Annotated in this window: 14 protein-coding genes, 1 tRNA gene and 1 riboswitch; of the genes, 6 read left to right on the forward strand and 9 right to left on the reverse strand. The window is 46.6% G+C overall.

Features of this window, described 5'->3' with window-relative positions; genetic code table 11:
* Positions 1-147 precede the first annotated feature (147 nt).
* From HMPREF9370_RS10850 to pilC, 3 genes are all read right to left on the reverse strand, one after another.
* Positions 148-1,095 (reverse strand): DUF58 domain-containing protein, encoded by a 948-nt coding sequence (locus tag HMPREF9370_RS10850; protein ID WP_009117559.1) that lies wholly within the window; start codon positions 1,093-1,095, stop codon positions 148-150.
* On the reverse strand, positions 1,079-1,990 hold the full coding sequence (locus HMPREF9370_RS10855) for an AAA family ATPase (protein WP_009117560.1): 912 nt from the start codon (positions 1,988-1,990) through the stop codon (positions 1,079-1,081). Before HMPREF9370_RS10855 ends, HMPREF9370_RS10850 begins: the two co-directional genes overlap by 17 nt.
* A gap of 86 nt (positions 1,991-2,076) precedes the next feature.
* A complete protein-coding gene (gene pilC / locus HMPREF9370_RS10860; protein ID WP_009117561.1) occupies positions 2,077-5,226 on the reverse strand; it encodes a PilC family type IV pilus tip adhesin in 3,150 nt (1,049 codons plus the stop codon).
* A gap of 535 nt (positions 5,227-5,761) precedes the next feature.
* On the opposite strand from pilC, the gene HMPREF9370_RS10865 reads away from it, so the two are divergent.
* Positions 5,762-7,294 carry an AmpG family muropeptide MFS transporter gene (locus HMPREF9370_RS10865; protein WP_009117562.1) on the forward strand — a complete coding sequence of 511 codons (1,533 nt, stop codon included), beginning with the start codon at positions 5,762-5,764 and terminating at the stop codon, positions 7,292-7,294.
* Positions 7,295-7,576: 282 nt separating this feature from the next.
* On the opposite strand, the gene HMPREF9370_RS10870 is transcribed toward HMPREF9370_RS10865, so the two are convergent.
* The 3 genes from HMPREF9370_RS10870 to HMPREF9370_RS10880 form a co-directional block, all read right to left on the reverse strand.
* Positions 7,577-8,752 (reverse strand): HlyD family secretion protein, encoded by a 1,176-nt coding sequence (locus HMPREF9370_RS10870; protein ID WP_009117563.1) that lies wholly within the window; start codon positions 8,750-8,752, stop codon positions 7,577-7,579.
* 188 nt (positions 8,753-8,940) lie between these two features.
* The gene (locus tag HMPREF9370_RS10875) at positions 8,941-10,344 is read right to left on the reverse strand and encodes an efflux transporter outer membrane subunit (protein WP_009117564.1); all 1,404 of its coding nucleotides are present in this window, start codon (positions 10,342-10,344) and stop codon (positions 8,941-8,943) included.
* Between the two features lie 81 nt (positions 10,345-10,425).
* Complete coding sequence (locus tag HMPREF9370_RS10880; RefSeq protein WP_009117565.1) at positions 10,426-10,920, reverse strand: MarR family transcriptional regulator; 495 nt, start codon at positions 10,918-10,920, stop codon at positions 10,426-10,428.
* Between the two features lie 317 nt (positions 10,921-11,237).
* Positions 11,238-11,281: riboswitch (PreQ1 riboswitch) on the forward strand.
* Between the two features lie 4 nt (positions 11,282-11,285).
* Between HMPREF9370_RS10880 and queF the strand changes: the two genes are divergently transcribed.
* Positions 11,286-11,759, forward strand: coding sequence for a preQ(1) synthase (gene queF / locus HMPREF9370_RS10885; RefSeq protein ID WP_009117566.1), 474 nt, complete (start codon positions 11,286-11,288; stop codon positions 11,757-11,759).
* A 12-nt stretch (positions 11,760-11,771) separates the two neighbouring features.
* Positions 11,772-12,461, forward strand: a complete 690-nt coding sequence (locus HMPREF9370_RS10890) for a 7-cyano-7-deazaguanine/7-aminomethyl-7-deazaguanine transporter (protein WP_009117567.1) — start codon at positions 11,772-11,774, stop codon at positions 12,459-12,461.
* A gap of 231 nt (positions 12,462-12,692) precedes the next feature.
* Here HMPREF9370_RS10890 and rpmA read toward each other — a convergent pair whose 3' ends face one another.
* Together rpmA and rplU are read right to left on the reverse strand one after the other, a co-directional pair.
* Entirely contained in the window at positions 12,693-12,965 is a 273-nt protein-coding gene (gene rpmA, locus HMPREF9370_RS10895) for a 50S ribosomal protein L27 (RefSeq protein ID WP_009117568.1), read from the reverse strand.
* A 29-nt stretch (positions 12,966-12,994) separates the two neighbouring features.
* A complete protein-coding gene (rplU, locus tag HMPREF9370_RS10900) occupies positions 12,995-13,303 on the reverse strand; it encodes a 50S ribosomal protein L21 (protein WP_009117569.1) in 309 nt (102 codons plus the stop codon).
* A 216-nt stretch (positions 13,304-13,519) separates the two neighbouring features.
* Between rplU and HMPREF9370_RS10905 the strand changes: the two genes are divergently transcribed.
* The 3 genes from HMPREF9370_RS10905 to HMPREF9370_RS11685 all read left to right on the forward strand — a co-directional run bounded on the left by HMPREF9370_RS10905 (position 13,520) and on the right by HMPREF9370_RS11685 (position 15,052).
* The gene (locus HMPREF9370_RS10905; RefSeq protein WP_009117570.1) at positions 13,520-14,494 is read left to right on the forward strand and encodes a polyprenyl synthetase family protein; all 975 of its coding nucleotides are present in this window, start codon (positions 13,520-13,522) and stop codon (positions 14,492-14,494) included.
* Between the two features lie 13 nt (positions 14,495-14,507).
* Positions 14,508-14,582, forward strand: a tRNA-Arg gene (locus HMPREF9370_RS10910).
* Between the two features lie 71 nt (positions 14,583-14,653).
* Entirely contained in the window at positions 14,654-15,052 is a 399-nt protein-coding gene (locus HMPREF9370_RS11685; protein ID WP_009117571.1) for a nuclear transport factor 2 family protein, read from the forward strand.
* A gap of 50 nt (positions 15,053-15,102) precedes the next feature.
* Here HMPREF9370_RS11685 and HMPREF9370_RS10920 read toward each other — a convergent pair whose 3' ends face one another.
* Positions 15,103-15,936, reverse strand: coding sequence for an NAD-dependent epimerase/dehydratase family protein (locus HMPREF9370_RS10920; protein ID WP_009117572.1), 834 nt, complete (start codon positions 15,934-15,936; stop codon positions 15,103-15,105).
* Positions 15,937-15,947 lie beyond the last annotated feature (11 nt).

The following is a 15,947-nucleotide window of genomic DNA, read 5'->3' on the forward strand; positions in this document are numbered from 1 at the left end:
CAGTTAAATTATTGTGTAAAGATATAGCGCAACCGCCTGCATCGTAGCAGTGCCGTCATATCCGAGCTTGCCGCGTGCTGCCGGATTTAACAATACTCGGCCCAAGCCAGAATATTGGTGTGTATGGCTATTGTTTGGCTTAACCCGCTACAACAAAGCCAAAGCCGCCAATGCCATTTCCCGCTGGCCTTTCTGCGGCGGAATCGTACGCTGCGGCAACTCAAGAATATAAGGCAGCTTGGTTTTTTCCGCTTCCAGCACGCGGTAGCACAGCATGCCCGCCAGCCGGTCTTTATCGGCCTGAGCCGGATAATCCCGATAGGAAATCACCATATTACGCACGGCCGCCTGCGGCTCTTCAAAACGCTTGTCCAACATTTCGCCGGTTTTGGCATAAGTTTTCCAAGCCACATGCTGCAACGACATTCCCGACCGGTGCTCCTGCAAATAAGCCAATTCGTCACCACCCTGAACGCGCGGGCGTGCAGGATCTTCCTCTCCGTCCGGCAAAGCCGCTTGCGGTATTGGATGCTCGATAGGTGCGGGATAAACCAACGATTCGGTCTGCCAATGCCATGCCGTTTGCAACATGCTCAACCCGAAAGGCGCAATACTCGCTACTTGCAGCTCCGGCACATGCAGATAACCCCGCCGCCGCATTACCACCTGCCAAACAAACGGTTCAGGTTTTTTCGCATCAATCCGCCAATCAAGCCAACACGGCAGTGCATTTTCGGCAGCCTGATTATCCACCCTCAGCCACAGCCACAGCCAACGGCTGCGCCCACGGTGTTCTACCACGTCAAGCACCAATTGCGCTTCCGTGCCGGCAAACACCTCCTGCGGCACCCTCAGCCCTACTTTCAAAGCGGAAAACTGACGCATGTTTAACAACACCGCCACACACAAAAAACCCAGCAGCCAAAACGATATGGCATAAGCCAAATTCACTTGATACTGCAAACCCACCAGCCAAAGCAACACCACCGCTGCCAACACACCCGCACCAAAGCGCGTGGGCCGCAATCGAAAACGTCCGACAGCCACCGGTTCAGGCTGCTTTTCGGGCTGGGTCGGTTTACGAAACGGCAACATGATTGAGCAAACCTTCCAAAATCTGACGGCTGCTGTGTTGCTGCTGCACAGATTGCAAACGGTGCGCCGCCACAGGCACCCAAACCGCTTTCACATCGTCCGGTAAAATATGCGCCCTACCCTGCATAAACGCCCAGGCCTTAGCCGCAGCAATCACCGCCAAGCCCGCCCGCGGGCTCAATCCAGTTACAAAACGCCCCGGCTGGCGGGTAGCCTGCACCAACCTGAACACATATTCTGCCACCGCAGGAGAACATTTCACTTCAGCCGCCTGCTGCTGCCACTGCACCAAAGTTTCCGCATTACATACCGCTTTAACTGCCGCCAGAGTTTGCCGTTTATCCCCCTCCATATAGAGCCTTTTTTCAGCTTCTTCAGACGGATAACCCATGCTCAGACGCATCATAAAACGGTCGAGCTGGGATTCCGGCAAAGGAAACGTACCGAGCTGCTCAACCGGATTTTGCGTAGCCACCACCAAAAACGGACGAGGCAAACGATAGGTTTTGCCATCCACCGACACCTGTTTTTCTTCCATCGCTTCCAGCAAAGCCGACTGCAGCTTAGGCGAAGCACGGTTGATTTCATCCGCCAGTAAAAACGAATGAAACACCGGCCCGGGATGAAACTCGAATTTACCCTCATCCGGCCGGTAAATATTGATGCCGAGCAAATCCGAAGGCAGCATATCGTTGGTAAACTGCACGCGCCGGTAATTCAAACCCAACACCGCCGCCACCCCATGTGCCAAAGTGGTTTTCCCCACGCCGGGCACATCTTCCAACAGCACATGCCCGCCCGCCAACACGCAGGCCAGCAACTGCTGCATTACCGTTTCTTTCCCTAAAATCAGCGTATTAAGCTGCTGTAATGCGTTTTGTATTGAAGGATTCATTGTTTTCCTTTTTATCTTTATTAAGTTATTGATGATACGAAATGCCTGTCTGAAAACTTTCAGACAGGCATTGTTTTGAATGATGCTTAAATCAGCTCACGCCAGCTGATACGACGGATATTTTGGCTACATCTAGGGCCTTCCACATCCAACCCTTCAGGAGCTTTATTAGTAGAGCCAAGCACAATACCTTGGTTTGTGGTAGAACGGAAACAGTTATTAGGAGTCCGTTTTACCTTGTTGGGCGCAAGAATCTGATTATCTTCACCACTGGCTCCGCCTTCACCATCAAGCGTTAAAGGGCTGCCGCTAATCGCTGCAGCAACAGAAGAAGTGCTTACCAAGCCATCAAAATATTTTCCACTGGCAAAATATTTCTCAGCATTAACTTCGACATCTTTATAAACCACATAAGCATCCCTACCTTTTTTCACACCGCCGCCATTCTCACTTCTAATCTGAAGCTGGCGGCTCTGTGCGGTAATAGTGTCTTGGGTTTTCTCTACTGCACACACATCCCCTGCAATTTGATTTTTATTCGTCTCCGTTCTTCGATTATAAGCTCGGGTCTCCAGTAGAGCTGTACGCAAAAGCATTCTGCCCTGCGTAACGATACGCTCGCCTTTCAAATCGGTCAGGTCAATTTTCCAACCTTTATGCACAGCCTGAATGGGTTCGTCGCTCAAGTAATACAAGCCATTTTTTTCTGTAAATGTTTGTACCAATAAATTTCCTTCCACTGCGGCCGAAGGCTCCAGATTGTTCACATCATCAAAAATACCGTAAATAGACTGCGTATCGGTATTTTCAACATCATCGGTGTATACCTCGCTACCTGTACCGACAATAATGATGTATTTGCCATTAGGACGGTAAGAAATTGTGGGCGCCGCAACAATAGGCTTGCTTCCGCTGCCTTTAAAAATTCGCGTTACTTTCCAAGCATCTTGACCGCCACGCAGATCGAAACGATACAGGTTGCCCCCATAATCACCGGCATACGCCAAATCGTAAATGCCGTCTGACTCTATATCCAGCAAAGTAGGTGTAGAAAGACCACCGATACCGTTTTGTACGGTCATTTTTTTAATGAGTGTGCCCGGATAAGCATTGTCAATATTACTACCGTCAACCGCATTCTTACCCAGCATATCGTAAATGTATAAAGCCGTTTCATTTACAGTATCTTGAGTTGCGTCTTTAGCGGGTTTGTCTTTATAACCGCTGGCAAGAAAGCCGCCATAGCGAATATCGCCACGATTTGCCGCCACCGCAATACGTCCTATTTTCGGTGTACCGATAGTGAAACCTAAAGAATTGTTTTTACCTTTTTCCGTTTCAAATAAAGGCACTTGTCTTGCCCAGCTATTGGAATCCGCATGAATACCCACCGGCGTATTTTCATTCGCAATATCATAACCGCCCACATTCAAAGCATAAGCACCTCTTCCGCCCTGACCCATGGCACCAAACATGAAATAATGTCTTTTACCTGTTTTGGTTTTAGGTGTACCCAATACAGTAAAGCCACCGTTTAGTAAATACCGGTGCGGATTGGTTTCGCTTTTACCATATTCTTGATGTGCCACTTCTTTTAAGACCTTAGCCAACGTATGATTGGCAGCCGTATTCGTACTCCGCTCCATTCCTGCCGGAATGTAGCTGACCTTCAAATCATAAGGGTGGTTTGGGTTGTCATTATTTCGAAAAATATGCACCATACCATCATTAGCCGACGTCACTAAAAACTCATGACGTCCCGTAGTCTTATCACCGATAGCAGTAATAGGGCTGTCGATAATGTCGCCCAAATCACGCGTTCCCGCCTCTCTCACACGATAAGGTTGAGAATAATTTCTGGTTTTCGCCAAATTTTTAATTTCATTATCATCCTCAGACCGTGCCGTCCACGGCAACAGGGCATCTCTCCATTCCTTACCGTCGGAATTCTTCCGGATATCAAAAAATCCGTTTCCGTTATCTAATCTTAAGCTATCAAAAAAATGGGTACCTGAAGCATGTGAACTGGTGCCGGGCTTGCCTGTGCCGACACTCACCAAAGTTTTACGATTGCCAAACGAAGGCTGTTTATAATCACTATGGAATGACAAACCAGCTTTATCATCTTTATTTACATTATAAAAACGAATCTGGCTGCTCCATGTTTCACTGTCAACATGCACCGCCATCGCAGCATTGGGAGCCTTATTGTCTCCTGTAATAGCTGGCGCAATCGTGCCGCCTGTTTCGGTACCCACAGCTGCATTTGACTGCTCAGCTTCCTCAACAGCCCTTTTAAAAGCAGCCTCAAGCTCTGCATATTTCTTTGCTTCGAAATAGTTTTTCTCTCCGTTACGACGCCTGCTAGCCCCGTTCCAAAGATATATTTCCCCGTGCCCTGAAATATCATTACTCAAAGCAATCGTGTATGTAGAAATCGTTTGTTGTGCATATTTACTTTTTCCGGTTGCCTTATCTATCGGATCGACTGATGGGTCGCCATCCCAGCTTACACCTGCCTCATCATTACCGTCTTTTTGTTTTGTTTTGAAGTCTCCTTCCGCCAACTTCTTGCTAAAAAACTCCAATCCATCATCTCTGTCCCAACCAAAATCAACAGGCCCCGATCCTTTTACAGATACACATTTCCCCGGCTCACGCGGGCCGAAAAAGGGATCAGGATTTTTACTGTACTCAAATGTCGGTGTTTTTAGCCAATTCTTTAGCCAGCAGCTGGTATTGGCATCACCATCCGTCAACACCACGATATAGTTTTTTTGGCAACGATATTTGGTGTTTTCCCTCATGTCTTTTGTGACTTCGTAATAACGGCGCGTAGTAGGCGTACCACCCTCGGGTGAAATACTGTCTATTCTTCTTTTTAATTTTTCGATATCTTTTGTATATCCTCTCAAATTGGCTTTATTATTATTGTAAGTCTGCAAACCCCAATTGAATTTTGTACCGTACGAATCCAATATCCGATGGAGTACATTTTGAGTTGTCCTTAATCGGGATGTATTGTCTCCTGCACCCATTGGTTTATCCATACTGGCTGAATCGTCAATCAGCAGCATAAAGTTTGGCTCAACGTAGTTTGCCAAAGTTGTGACTTTATTTTGCAGCATGAAAGGGGTTTCTGACATTTCAGCAGCAGAGGCCGTAGTAGGAAAAGACATTAATGCCAGAGCGCTTAATACACTTTGACAAATAGGCTTCATGATTTTTCGAGACATTTTATTATTCCCCTAGAGTTTAGTTTATCTATTTGCTCTCGGTTAGATATTGAAAGAATTTGCTTGTCATAACAAACAAATAAGTAAATTTTTTAAATTTTATCATAGAGCATTTGGTAAGCTGCAATATAAATTATGCCTTTACTCTTTCAAAACGTGCACATGCGGCAATATCTCCACACAAGCACATCAAACGGTACTTTTTTCAAACCAAACGGTTAACAAATCAAAGTAAGCAAGCGACTACCCTTTATGCCATATGAACTTAATATATTATTTATTAAGGATATTTTTACACAATAAAATTGTTAATATTTACTTTCCACAACCGATCTTTTTTGATTAATTTTTCCCTCATATTATCTTTATATTACTCATACATTAAAACACAACAATAAACCAGACCGTATTTCCCTGCCGCCGATACCGCCCATGTTGTGCTTTTATTAATTTAATATACAATTTAGCGTTTTATTTCGGGCCTGCCTGAACACATTCAGAATAATGCTTTCAGACAGGCCTTTAGGATGGTTACATGTCACCATATCAAAACAGCTGGGGCAAGGCTTTTGCCAGCTATCTGGACAGCCGCTCGATTACTTTATTTTTTCTCGGTTTTTCTGCGGGCATCCCCATTTTGCTTATCTTTTCCAGCCTCTCTTTGTGGCTGCGCGAAGCAGGTGTGGATCGAAGCACGGTAACGATGTTCAGTTGGGCGGCGTTGGCTTATTCGTTCAAATTCGTATGGGCGCCTTTAATTGATTCGCTTCACATTCCATTTTTAGGCAGGCTGTTTGGCAAGCGCCGCTCTTGGTTACTGCTGGCGCAACTGCTTATTGTGGCGGCAATCTGCTTTATGGCGCTGATTAACCCTTTAGACCAACATGCGCTCACGGTAATGGCGGCAGCAGCTGTATTGCTGGGTTTTTCTTCGGCAACACAAGATGTGGTGATTGACGCTTACCGTATCGAAGTGGCTAAAGGTGATGATGCGATGCAGTCTGTAACTGCGGCGACTTACAACGCCGGCTATCGAATCGGCATGATCGTAGCGGGCGCGGGCGCTTTGTTTTTGGCTTCTTGGCTCGGTTCTAAAGAAGGAGCTTATCTGTATGAGGCTTGGCGCAACACTTACCTGATTATGGCTTTAACGATGGGTATAGGCATCCTGACAACTCTGCTCTGCCGCGAACCTGATGTTTCAGACAGGCATTCGGAAGCACCGCGCCGCTCGGGCGATAACTTCCGCTTGCTGCTTTTATTTGTGTTTATGGCTGCGGCGTTTGTGGCAGCATTTGCCTTTTCGGGAACAATATTGCCAGCAACGGAAAGTGTGTTGGGTGCATTTCTAATCGAAGCCGTCCGGCTGATTATGGGTGCTTGCTCCGCGGCCATTACCTGCTTACTGATTGTTAAAAGCGGCTTGGTGCCTGCCCGCCTGGCAAAAACAACATGGCTCGATCCTGTGATGGATTTTTTCCACCGCTACGGTAAATCTGCCGTGCTGTTGCTTGCTTTAATCGGGGTATACCGTATTTCAGACATCGTGGCCGGGGTGATTTCCAATGTGTTTTATCAGGATTTGGGTTTCTCAAAAGAAGACATTGCTGCTGCGGTTAAAACTTTCGGCTTGATTATGACAATCGCAGGCGGTTTTTTGGGTGGCCTGCTGGCGCAGCGTTTTTCCCTGATGAAGATGATGATGCTGGGCGGCATTCTGGCATCGGCAACGAATTTGATGTTTATTGTTTTGGCTAACCGCGGCCATGATATGGCGCTGATGTACACCGCTGTGGCGTTCGATAACCTGGCTGCCGGCTTGGCAGGAGCGGTATTCATTGCGTTTCTCTCTGCTTTAACGAATATCCGCTTTACTGCCGTGCAATATGCGATTTTCAGCTCTTTGATGACTTTATTGCCGAAAGTTTTAGGCGGTTATTCGGGCATGATTGTGGACAAGGTTGGTTATCAAAACTTCTTCCTCTTCACTGCTGTATTGGGGTTGCCTGTTTTACTTTTGGTTCATTTGGTTGACAAGAAAATTTTCCGCAAGCAAATGCAGGATTAATGTTTGAATTGAACTATTGTTTAATCAAATAGGCAATGCCTGTCTGAAAAATGGTTTCAGACAGGCATTGCATTTTGTAGCAATTTTTGGGAAATGCCGCTATATAACGACAAAATCAGTCCGTACTACCTGTACTGTCTGCGGCTTGCAGCCTTGTATCAATGTGTTGATTGACTGCACAATTCACCCTCATCTGCCGACTATCAAAAATGCCCGGTCCGATTCCGGGCATAAGAATGTATCAACACAAACAGTTTGATTAACCAATGCCTGTCTGAAAACTTATTTTGAGTATTTTTCAAAAACTTGCTCAATAAGCATTTCCACCTGCGTCCAATCCACTGCGTTACTTTCCGGCTCCTCTGCTTTTTTACGTGCCGCCGACGCTATCATCGGGCCGCTACTGTCTATCGTGCTTACTTTAACTGTCATCGACAATCCCACGCGGAGCGGATTTTCGGCAAGTTCTTTCGGATCCAAGCTGATGCGCACAGGCATCCGCTGAGTAACTTTAATCTGAGCATCCTTTGCTTGTTCCTCCACAACATGCTGCTTCCCCAATCCTGCAGAAAGGCCCAGTACTTTACCGTTGTAAACCACTTTTTTACCATACATTTCAGATGTCATGGTTACCGGTTGGCCGATGCGCATTTTACTCAACTGAGATTCTTTAAAATTAGCTTCCACCCATAAATCATTGAGCGGCACCACCGACATCAAAGGCATACCAGCTGCGACCTGCTGGCCTATTTGAACATGGCGCTCTGCCACCTGCCCGTCAACCGGCGCGCGTATTTGTGTGCGTTGAAGGTTCAGCCAAGCATCTTTAATGTGGCTTACTGCATTTTGTACAGCCGGTTGCTTACGCAAAGGAATATTTTTTCCTAATGAGGCCTGCACGGCTTCTTGCTCGGCTTCCACCGCCCTCAATGCGGCCTGCGCCTGCACCACTGCTGCCCGTGCATGGCTGAGTTCCTCTCCCGAAATTGCGTCGCTGCCTGCTAAAGATTCGCGGCGGCGCAAATCTACTTGTGCTTTTGCCAAGTCGGCCTTACGCGCCAAAACTGCAGCTTTGCTTTGCGCGCCAACTGCCACTTGCTGCTTGTTTTGCCGAATCGCTTGAATCAATTCATTTTGTGCGCGCTCATAAGCCAACTGGTAATCGCTGTCATCCAAGATAACCAATACAAAGCCTTTTTTGACAATTTCAGTATCTTCTGCCGAAACTTTGCGCACAGTTCCGGCAATTTGCGGGGCAATCTGCACGGAATGACCAGCCACATGGGCATTATCGGTTGTTTGTTCGTATTGCCAAATTAAAAAATACATCATGGCAAACCCCAAACCGATCGCTATCAGCAGCAAAATCAGTAGTGTGATATTGCGCTTTCTGTGGCGGTTTGTTGTTTGAACTGACTCGTTTTCCGCTGGTAAAGATTGGTTTTCTGTATTATTCATTGTTTATCTAACCGTTATCCTCTTTAGATATTCAGACAGGCATTAAGTAAAGTATGCCTGTCTGAAATAAGGTTTTATCCCGAATTGAAACTAAGGTTTATGGCTTCTCCTGCACCAACAGAAATTTAGAAAGCTGTCTATTATATTTTCGTTTTAACAAAATGCAGAATAGAATTTTATAAATCGTATTACAAATGCTGCTCTTCCCTAAAGCCCCCTCCCAGCTGCGCGTGCAGATTGCTCCATGCCGAAAGTGCTTCCGAATGTTTTACAAAAACCAATGCTTGCTGCTGCAACACATCGTCTTGCTTACGGTAATAATCGGCTTTGTTTTCCAACCCTGCATTTACCCGCCGCAACATACTCGCAGAAATTTTGCGCGCAGTTGCTGCTGTCTGCTCGGATTGTGTGTGTTGTGCCTTATGATTTTGATAGTCGGCAATCGCATCCGCTGCCATCCTCATTGCATTCAAAACCGTTTGATCGTAGATTGCCACCTGTTCATCATATTCAGCATTGCGTTTTGCCAATTTCGAGCGTAAAGCACCTGATGTGAAAATCGGCAGATGAAGCGCAGGCACCACGCCCAGCATGGCTGAATTGCCGCGCACCAAATCAAATGCATCAAGATGCGACAAACCTGCCAGTAATTTCAATTCTACATTCGGATAAAAATCCGCTTTGGCCTCACGAATATTCTGGCTGCGCATATTCAACAACTCACGTTGCACCGCAATATCCGGGCGACGGCCTAATATATCGGCCTTTAAACCGCTCACTTTTACATTTGGCACGTCAACCATCGCAGCTGGTTTTTGTTTGTCTAAACTATCGGGCCGTTTTCCGGCCAACACTGCTAAAGCATGGCGGGCATGTGCGATTTGTTTATCCAACTGCAATTTTTGCTGCATCAATTGCTGCTGCACTTGCTGAGGCTCATACACGGCAGACGGCGCAGCAATATCCGCCCTTACCCGTTCTTGTATCAATTTTTCGATTTGTTTGGCATTTTCAACGCGCTGGTTCAAAATATCCTGCTGTGCCACCAAATTTTGCCATGTAAAATATTGCACGGCCACTGAATGCGCCAACAAAACTTCCGCTTGCCTGATTTCATAATAAGCGGCATTCCGCCTCCCCAACGCAGAGGCGATACGCGCTTTATTCTTCCCCCAAAAATCAAACGACCATTTAGCTTGTGCCGAAATGTGTGCCAACCTGAAATTTCGGTCGGTTTCGGCAAATGAAGCGGACGGTCGTCGATTCAACAACACACCTTTTCCTTCTGAAACAATGCCTGTCTGAACTTTACTTTCTTGATCTACAATACCCAGTTCTGCTTGAAGCTGCTCAAAACGCGCTTGCGCGATTTTCAAAGAAGGGGCGTTTTTTAATGCCGCATCAATATATTTGTTTAATTGCGGGTCTTTTAACGACAACCACCATTTTTCGCTCGCTGCAAAAGTTTGCCCTGACGCAAGAGAATGTTCGGAAGGCATTGCCAATGCCGTTTCCTTAGGCAGTTGCGCACAAGCGCCCAACAAACATAAAGCTGCAAAGCCTACACTATGCTTAATATATCTAATACCCATCTCAAACCTGATTAAATAAAGGCTGCTGCTACGATACTATCATAACAACAGCCCTATCCAAAGCATCTCAGGATACAGCAATCAAGCACCCAAGCTGGTTAAAACTTTACCTAACAGTGCTTGCAGCTGATCAAACTCTTCTTTGCTGAAATCTTTCCATAAAGGTGCATAGCCTTTGCTCATATGCGGTTGCACTTCTTTGATAAAATCTTCACCCGTTTTGGTCAGCTTCAGCACGATTTGACGACGGTCTTTTTCGTTCATGCTGCGTTCAATCCAGCCGCGGCCAACCATTTCATCCGACAAACGTGTCGCGCTTGTTCGGGTCAAATCCATCAGATCACTCAAACGTGAAGGCAGAATTTCATGGTTGGGACTGATATATACGGATAAAATGGCGAACCACAGATTCTCATTAATACCATATTCTTTCAAAAGTTCATTCTGGCGGCTGCTCAATCGATCCGATGTGATACGCAGCAAACGCATGGTATGCGCTTCACGCTCTGAAAAGTCAGGCAATTGTTCGGACAATTGTTTTAGGGCATGTTCCAGCCCGGCTTGTGTAAAACTCATGATGATGTTCTCGTATTGTATCGGTATTATTGGTAATGTATTAAGCGATTTACAAATTTCACGCTCGGCGTTATTGATGTAGCGATACTAACTACTGTATATTATTTTTACCAACAATCGCGACATACGGTTTCTGTTTTCCTACAAACGGTTTTACTGTTTTTTAACAAAACCATTCATCATTTTTATATATCCGTTTATCATCAAAACAGTTATCTTATTCTCATACCAAAGCGATTTTCAGACAGACATTCCGTCTTCATCAAACAGAAAAAAATTTCTTGCAAAATCCAGTATTTAATCTAAAATACCGCCCTTTCCCTGTGGTTCGCAAACTCCCACATTAAAAAACTAAGGAATCGAAAATGACCCGAGAAATCGAAGAATTGGGCGGTATTACCCTTTTAGGCAGCCAGAAAACTCAATATCCGTCCACTTATACGCCTGCCATTTTAGAAGCGTTCGACAACAAACATCAAAACAATGATTATTTTGTAAAATTCATCTGTCCAGAATTTACTAGCCTCTGCCCTATGACCGGCCAGCCGGACTTCGCCACCATTCACATCCGCTACATTCCCGATATTAAAATGGTAGAGAGCAAATCATTGAAACTCTATCTTTTCAGCTTCCGCAACCATGGCGATTTTCATGAAGATTGTGTAAATATCATTATGAAAGACCTGATTGCACTCATGCAGCCGAAATACATTGAGGTATTCGGCGAATTCACACCGCGCGGCGGCATCGCCATTCACCCTTTTGCCAATTACGGCCGTCCCAACACACCGTTTGAAAAATTGGCGCAAGAGCGTTTGTTCAAGCATGACATGCAATAAGGAAAACAAATCATGTATGAATTTTCCCCTGCGCAACAGCGCAAAGCCTTGCTGCGTCTTTCCCTTCTGCATATAGCCATTATTGCCATTAGTAATTATCTTGTGCAGTTTCCTTTTACCGTAACCCTGCCAAACGGTTACGAAGTCCATTCGACTTGGGGCGCACTTACTTTTCCGTTTATTTTTCTGACCACAGATTTAACCGTACGCATCTTCGGCCAACACCTGGCGCGCCGGATTATTTTTTGGGTAATGTTGCCCGCTTTATTGCTCTCTTATGTCTTATCAGTCGTTTTCCAAAACGGCAGCTGGACAGGCTGGGGCGCATTGGCTGCATTTAATTTATTTGTATTCCGCATCGCTCTGGCAAGCTTTTCCGCTTATGTAGTCGGCCAATTGTTAGACATTTTTGTATTTAACAAACTGCGCCGTTTAAAATCGTGGTGGATTGCGCCGACAGCTTCCACTTTTGTCGGCAATGCAGTTGATACCTTGCTGTTTTTTGCTATCGCTTTTTACGCCAGCAGCGATGAATTTATGGCTGCTAATTGGCCGCACATTGCTTTTGTAGACTATTTGTTCAAACTGGTAATCTGTATGCTGTTTTTCCTGCCGGCTTATGGCTTTATCTTAAATGGCTTAACCAAAAAACTCACTGAGTTACGCTTTACCGAACGACCTGTTTCCATCCAGCCTGAATAAGCTAATGCCTGTCTGAAACCTATGTTTTCAGACAGGCATTATTGATCTGGCAACTCAACGGCACATTTAAGTTACAATGCCATCGATAACAAATAAACTTATATTGCTATATAGCTCGCCGCTTTGTATGAAAATTTGAGTTTCACAGCTATAACATTCAACTTTCCTATAAAAATACAGAAAACCCTGCTTAATATCTAAGCAGGGTTTGTCGCAGAAATAATTCTGAAATTACTCGTCAGCGCCGGTATAAGGGCGAACGCTTACAGTTTTACGGTTCAAGCGGCCTTTCACGGCGAATTCCACATAACCGTCTACTTTTGCAAACAGAGTGTGGTCTTTGCCCATGCCCACGTTTTCGCCGGCATGGAACTTGGTGCCGCGTTGGCGAACAATGATAGAACCCGCAGGAATCAGTTCTTCACCAAAGGCTTTCACGCCCAAGCGTTTGGCTTCTGAATCGCGACCGTTTTTAGAGCTACCGCCAGCTTTTTTAGTTGCCATTTGTGTTTACTCCTAAAATGTTAAAAAAATTAAGCGATTGCCACGATTTCGATTTGGGTGAAATTTTGGCGGTGGCCTTGGCGTTTTTGGTAGTGTTTGCGGCGGCGCATTTTGAAAATGCGGATTTTCTCGCCACGACCATGAGCTACCACTTTAGCCGTTACTTTCGCACCTTCGATAAAAGGCGCACCTACTTTTACAGACTCACCGTCAGCAATCATCAAAACTTCAGTCAGTTCGATTTGGCTGTCGAGTTCGGCAGGTATCTGTTCTACTTTCAATTTTTCGCCAACGGCAACTTTATATTGTTTGCCGCCGGTTTTTACGACCGCGTACATACTCAACTCCATGAGAATTTGGTTAACAAATGCTGCGCTCACACGCAGAATCGGTAATTCTATTATCTTTATCGGTTTTTGTCAAAGACTTATCTAAAAACAATCCACCCTTTTCGATTGCTGCATTTCAAGGTAGTTACTGATATAATTGCGCGCTGTATTTTTTATTGGCGAACCGCCCTGCAAGGGTCAAACTGCCTGAACCGAAAGTTCATCATGCTCGAAAACCTGCCTTATTTTCAAAAAAACCTCGAAAGCGATTTAGGCCGCGTCAATGTTGTGATAAACCGCGCCGTGCAATCGGAAGTGGCGCTGATTTCACAAATCGGCACCTATATCATCAGCGCCGGCGGCAAACGCCTGCGTCCGATCATCACCATTCTGGCAGGAAAATCTTTAGGTTATGACGACGACAAGCTCTATTCTTTAGCCGCAATGGTGGAATTTATCCACACTTCGACGTTGCTGCATGATGATGTGGTAGATGAAAGCGAACTGCGCCGCGGCCGCAAAACGGCCAACAACATGTTTGGTAATGCAGCTGCCGTATTGGTGGGAGACTTTCTCTACACGCGGGCATTCCAGCTGATGGTCGGTTCGGGCAGCATGAAAATTCTGGAAGTGATGGCGGATGCCACCAATATTATTGCCGAAGGCGAGGTGATGCAGCTGATGAACATCGGCAACACCGACATTACCGAAGCGGAATATGTTCAGGTTATCCAATATAAAACCGCCAAACTCTTTGAAGCCGCCGCGCAAGTGGGTGCTATTTTGGCAGGCGCCTCAGCCGAACAGGAGCAAGCGCTGAAAGACTACGGCATGTATGTGGGCACGGCATTTCAGATAATCGACGATATTCTTGATTATTCGGGCGATACGGCGGAAATCGGTAAAAATGTGGGTGATGATTTGGCTGAAGGCAAGCCGACTTTACCTTTGATTTACCTGATGCGCCAGGGCAGCGCCGAAGCGGCGGAAGACGTGCGCACAGCTCTGCATAATGCCGACCGCAGTTACTTTGAAAAAATCCACCATCACGTTATCAACTCGGACGCGTTGGCTTATTCCACCGAACAGGCGCGGATTGCAGTGCAACGCGCGCTGGCTTCTTTGGATAAATTGCCCGATAATGAAGTTACCTTGGCCATGCGCTCTTTAGCCGAGCAATCATTGGCCCGCATCTCTTAAAAGTTTGCATAACCTCGCCGTAGTTCAACGGATAGAACGTATGCCTCCTAAGCGTAAAATACAGGTTCGATTCCTGTCGGCGAGGCCACTGAATTTTTTAGTTTAAAGGCTGTCTGAATGATTTTCAGACAGCCTTTAAACTTATCCAAGGATGATACTTTGCAAGATTTATTAGCCCACCTTACCGCTTTGGAATCCGAACTTCACCACGACGGCATTTTATGTGCCACCGAGCGCCTGCACACATTACTGCATCCGCAGTTTCACGAAGTCGGCCGCTCAGGCATGCCCTACACGAGAGACACGGTCATCGGTTATCTAGCAAACTGTACCGAAGCGCCCCAAACCCGTTCGTTTCACCACCGCCTACAGAGCCTCGGCCCGCAGCAGGCGCTGCTTACTTATCTTTCCGTTTCCACCGATTCCCACATACCCTTCTACACTTGGCGCTCATCCGTGTGGATACTCGAAGGCGGGCAATGGCAGCTGCTTTACCATCAAGGCACGCCCGCCTCATCCGAATCCATACGCGCACTCTCGATAAACCAAACCTTATGATGCCTGTCTGAAAGCCATTGGCTGCTTTTCAGACAGGCATTCATTCAGGCCTACTGAAAAGAATCTACCGGCAAAGGCTTACGCCCCAACAATGCTTCAAATCCAGCGGATTCCGCCACAGAACCTGCACGCAAAAGCTTCATGCTGTCCGGGCTTACCATACCGTTACTGAAGCGCTTGGCAGCATAGGCGGCCAAATCAGCCACCCAAGCCGGTATGGGAATGATTTTCCTGGTATTTTTTCCATGAATATTCCGGCGCATCACAGCCAGATATTCGGCCAAGCTGCATTCGCGGCTGCCCGTCATTTCCACCACCGCCGGCGAGGCTGTCGGCTGTTCCGCCATCTTGCACAAACCCTCCGCCACATCATCCACATGCACCGGCTGCAAACGGTACGCTCCTCCCTCTGGCAACGGCAGCAGCAGCAACTTAGCCAGCTTGATAAACAACTCACAGCTCGCCCCACCGCGCCCAAAAACTACCGAAGGCCGCGCAATCCCCACATCCAAACCACTTTGCAACAACGCCGCGTCACCACGACCTTTGCTGCCCAAAAAAGCCGTTTCATGATCCTTATGCGCCCCCAAAGCGGAAAGCTGAACAAACCGCCTCACTCCCGCTTCACATGCAAAACGCGCAATCTCAAGCAGCGCAATATGATGCACGGTTTCCAACACATCCGCCCGATACGACATCACACCAACGGCGTTAACCACGCAATCTGCCCCTTGCAGCAAAGGCATGAGCCGATCCTTCTGCGGTTGTAGATAATCAAAATCCACCCGCTGCACGGCCTTTACCCGATGCCCGCGCTCACTCAGCATCTGCCCCACGCGTTTACCGATAAACCCGCTCCCGCCAAACAACACGATATTCATCATCAATCCTTTCA

This window comes from Neisseria wadsworthii 9715 (assembly GCF_000227765.1).
Lineage (GTDB): Bacteria > Pseudomonadota > Gammaproteobacteria > Burkholderiales > Neisseriaceae > Neisseria > Neisseria wadsworthii.

What these genes read in the sequence shown, in the direction of transcription:
- rpmA (WP_009117568.1), bottom strand. Translation starts at nt 12,965, where the DNA reads ATGGCAACTAAAAAAGCTGGCGGTAGCTCTAAAAACGGTCGCGATTCA.
- HMPREF9370_RS10855 (WP_009117560.1), bottom strand. Translation starts at nt 1,990, where the DNA reads ATGAATCCTTCAATACAAAACGCATTACAGCAGCTTAATACGCTGATT.
- HMPREF9370_RS10905 (WP_009117570.1), top strand. Translation starts at nt 13,520, where the DNA reads ATGCTCGAAAACCTGCCTTATTTTCAAAAAAACCTCGAAAGCGATTTA.
- HMPREF9370_RS10920 (WP_009117572.1), bottom strand. Translation starts at nt 15,936, where the DNA reads ATGATGAATATCGTGTTGTTTGGCGGGAGCGGGTTTATCGGTAAACGC.
- HMPREF9370_RS10880 (WP_009117565.1), bottom strand. Translation starts at nt 10,920, where the DNA reads ATGAGTTTTACACAAGCCGGGCTGGAACATGCCCTAAAACAATTGTCC.
- pilC (WP_009117561.1), bottom strand. Translation starts at nt 5,226, where the DNA reads ATGTCTCGAAAAATCATGAAGCCTATTTGTCAAAGTGTATTAAGCGCT.
- HMPREF9370_RS10890 (WP_009117567.1), top strand. Translation starts at nt 11,772, where the DNA reads ATGTATGAATTTTCCCCTGCGCAACAGCGCAAAGCCTTGCTGCGTCTT.
- HMPREF9370_RS10875 (WP_009117564.1), bottom strand. Translation starts at nt 10,344, where the DNA reads ATGGGTATTAGATATATTAAGCATAGTGTAGGCTTTGCAGCTTTATGT.
- HMPREF9370_RS10865 (WP_009117562.1), top strand. Translation starts at nt 5,762, where the DNA reads ATGTCACCATATCAAAACAGCTGGGGCAAGGCTTTTGCCAGCTATCTG.
- rplU (WP_009117569.1), bottom strand. Translation starts at nt 13,303, where the DNA reads ATGTACGCGGTCGTAAAAACCGGCGGCAAACAATATAAAGTTGCCGTT.
- HMPREF9370_RS10850 (WP_009117559.1), bottom strand. Translation starts at nt 1,095, where the DNA reads ATGTTGCCGTTTCGTAAACCGACCCAGCCCGAAAAGCAGCCTGAACCG.
- HMPREF9370_RS10870 (WP_009117563.1), bottom strand. Translation starts at nt 8,752, where the DNA reads ATGAATAATACAGAAAACCAATCTTTACCAGCGGAAAACGAGTCAGTT.
- queF (WP_009117566.1), top strand. Translation starts at nt 11,286, where the DNA reads ATGACCCGAGAAATCGAAGAATTGGGCGGTATTACCCTTTTAGGCAGC.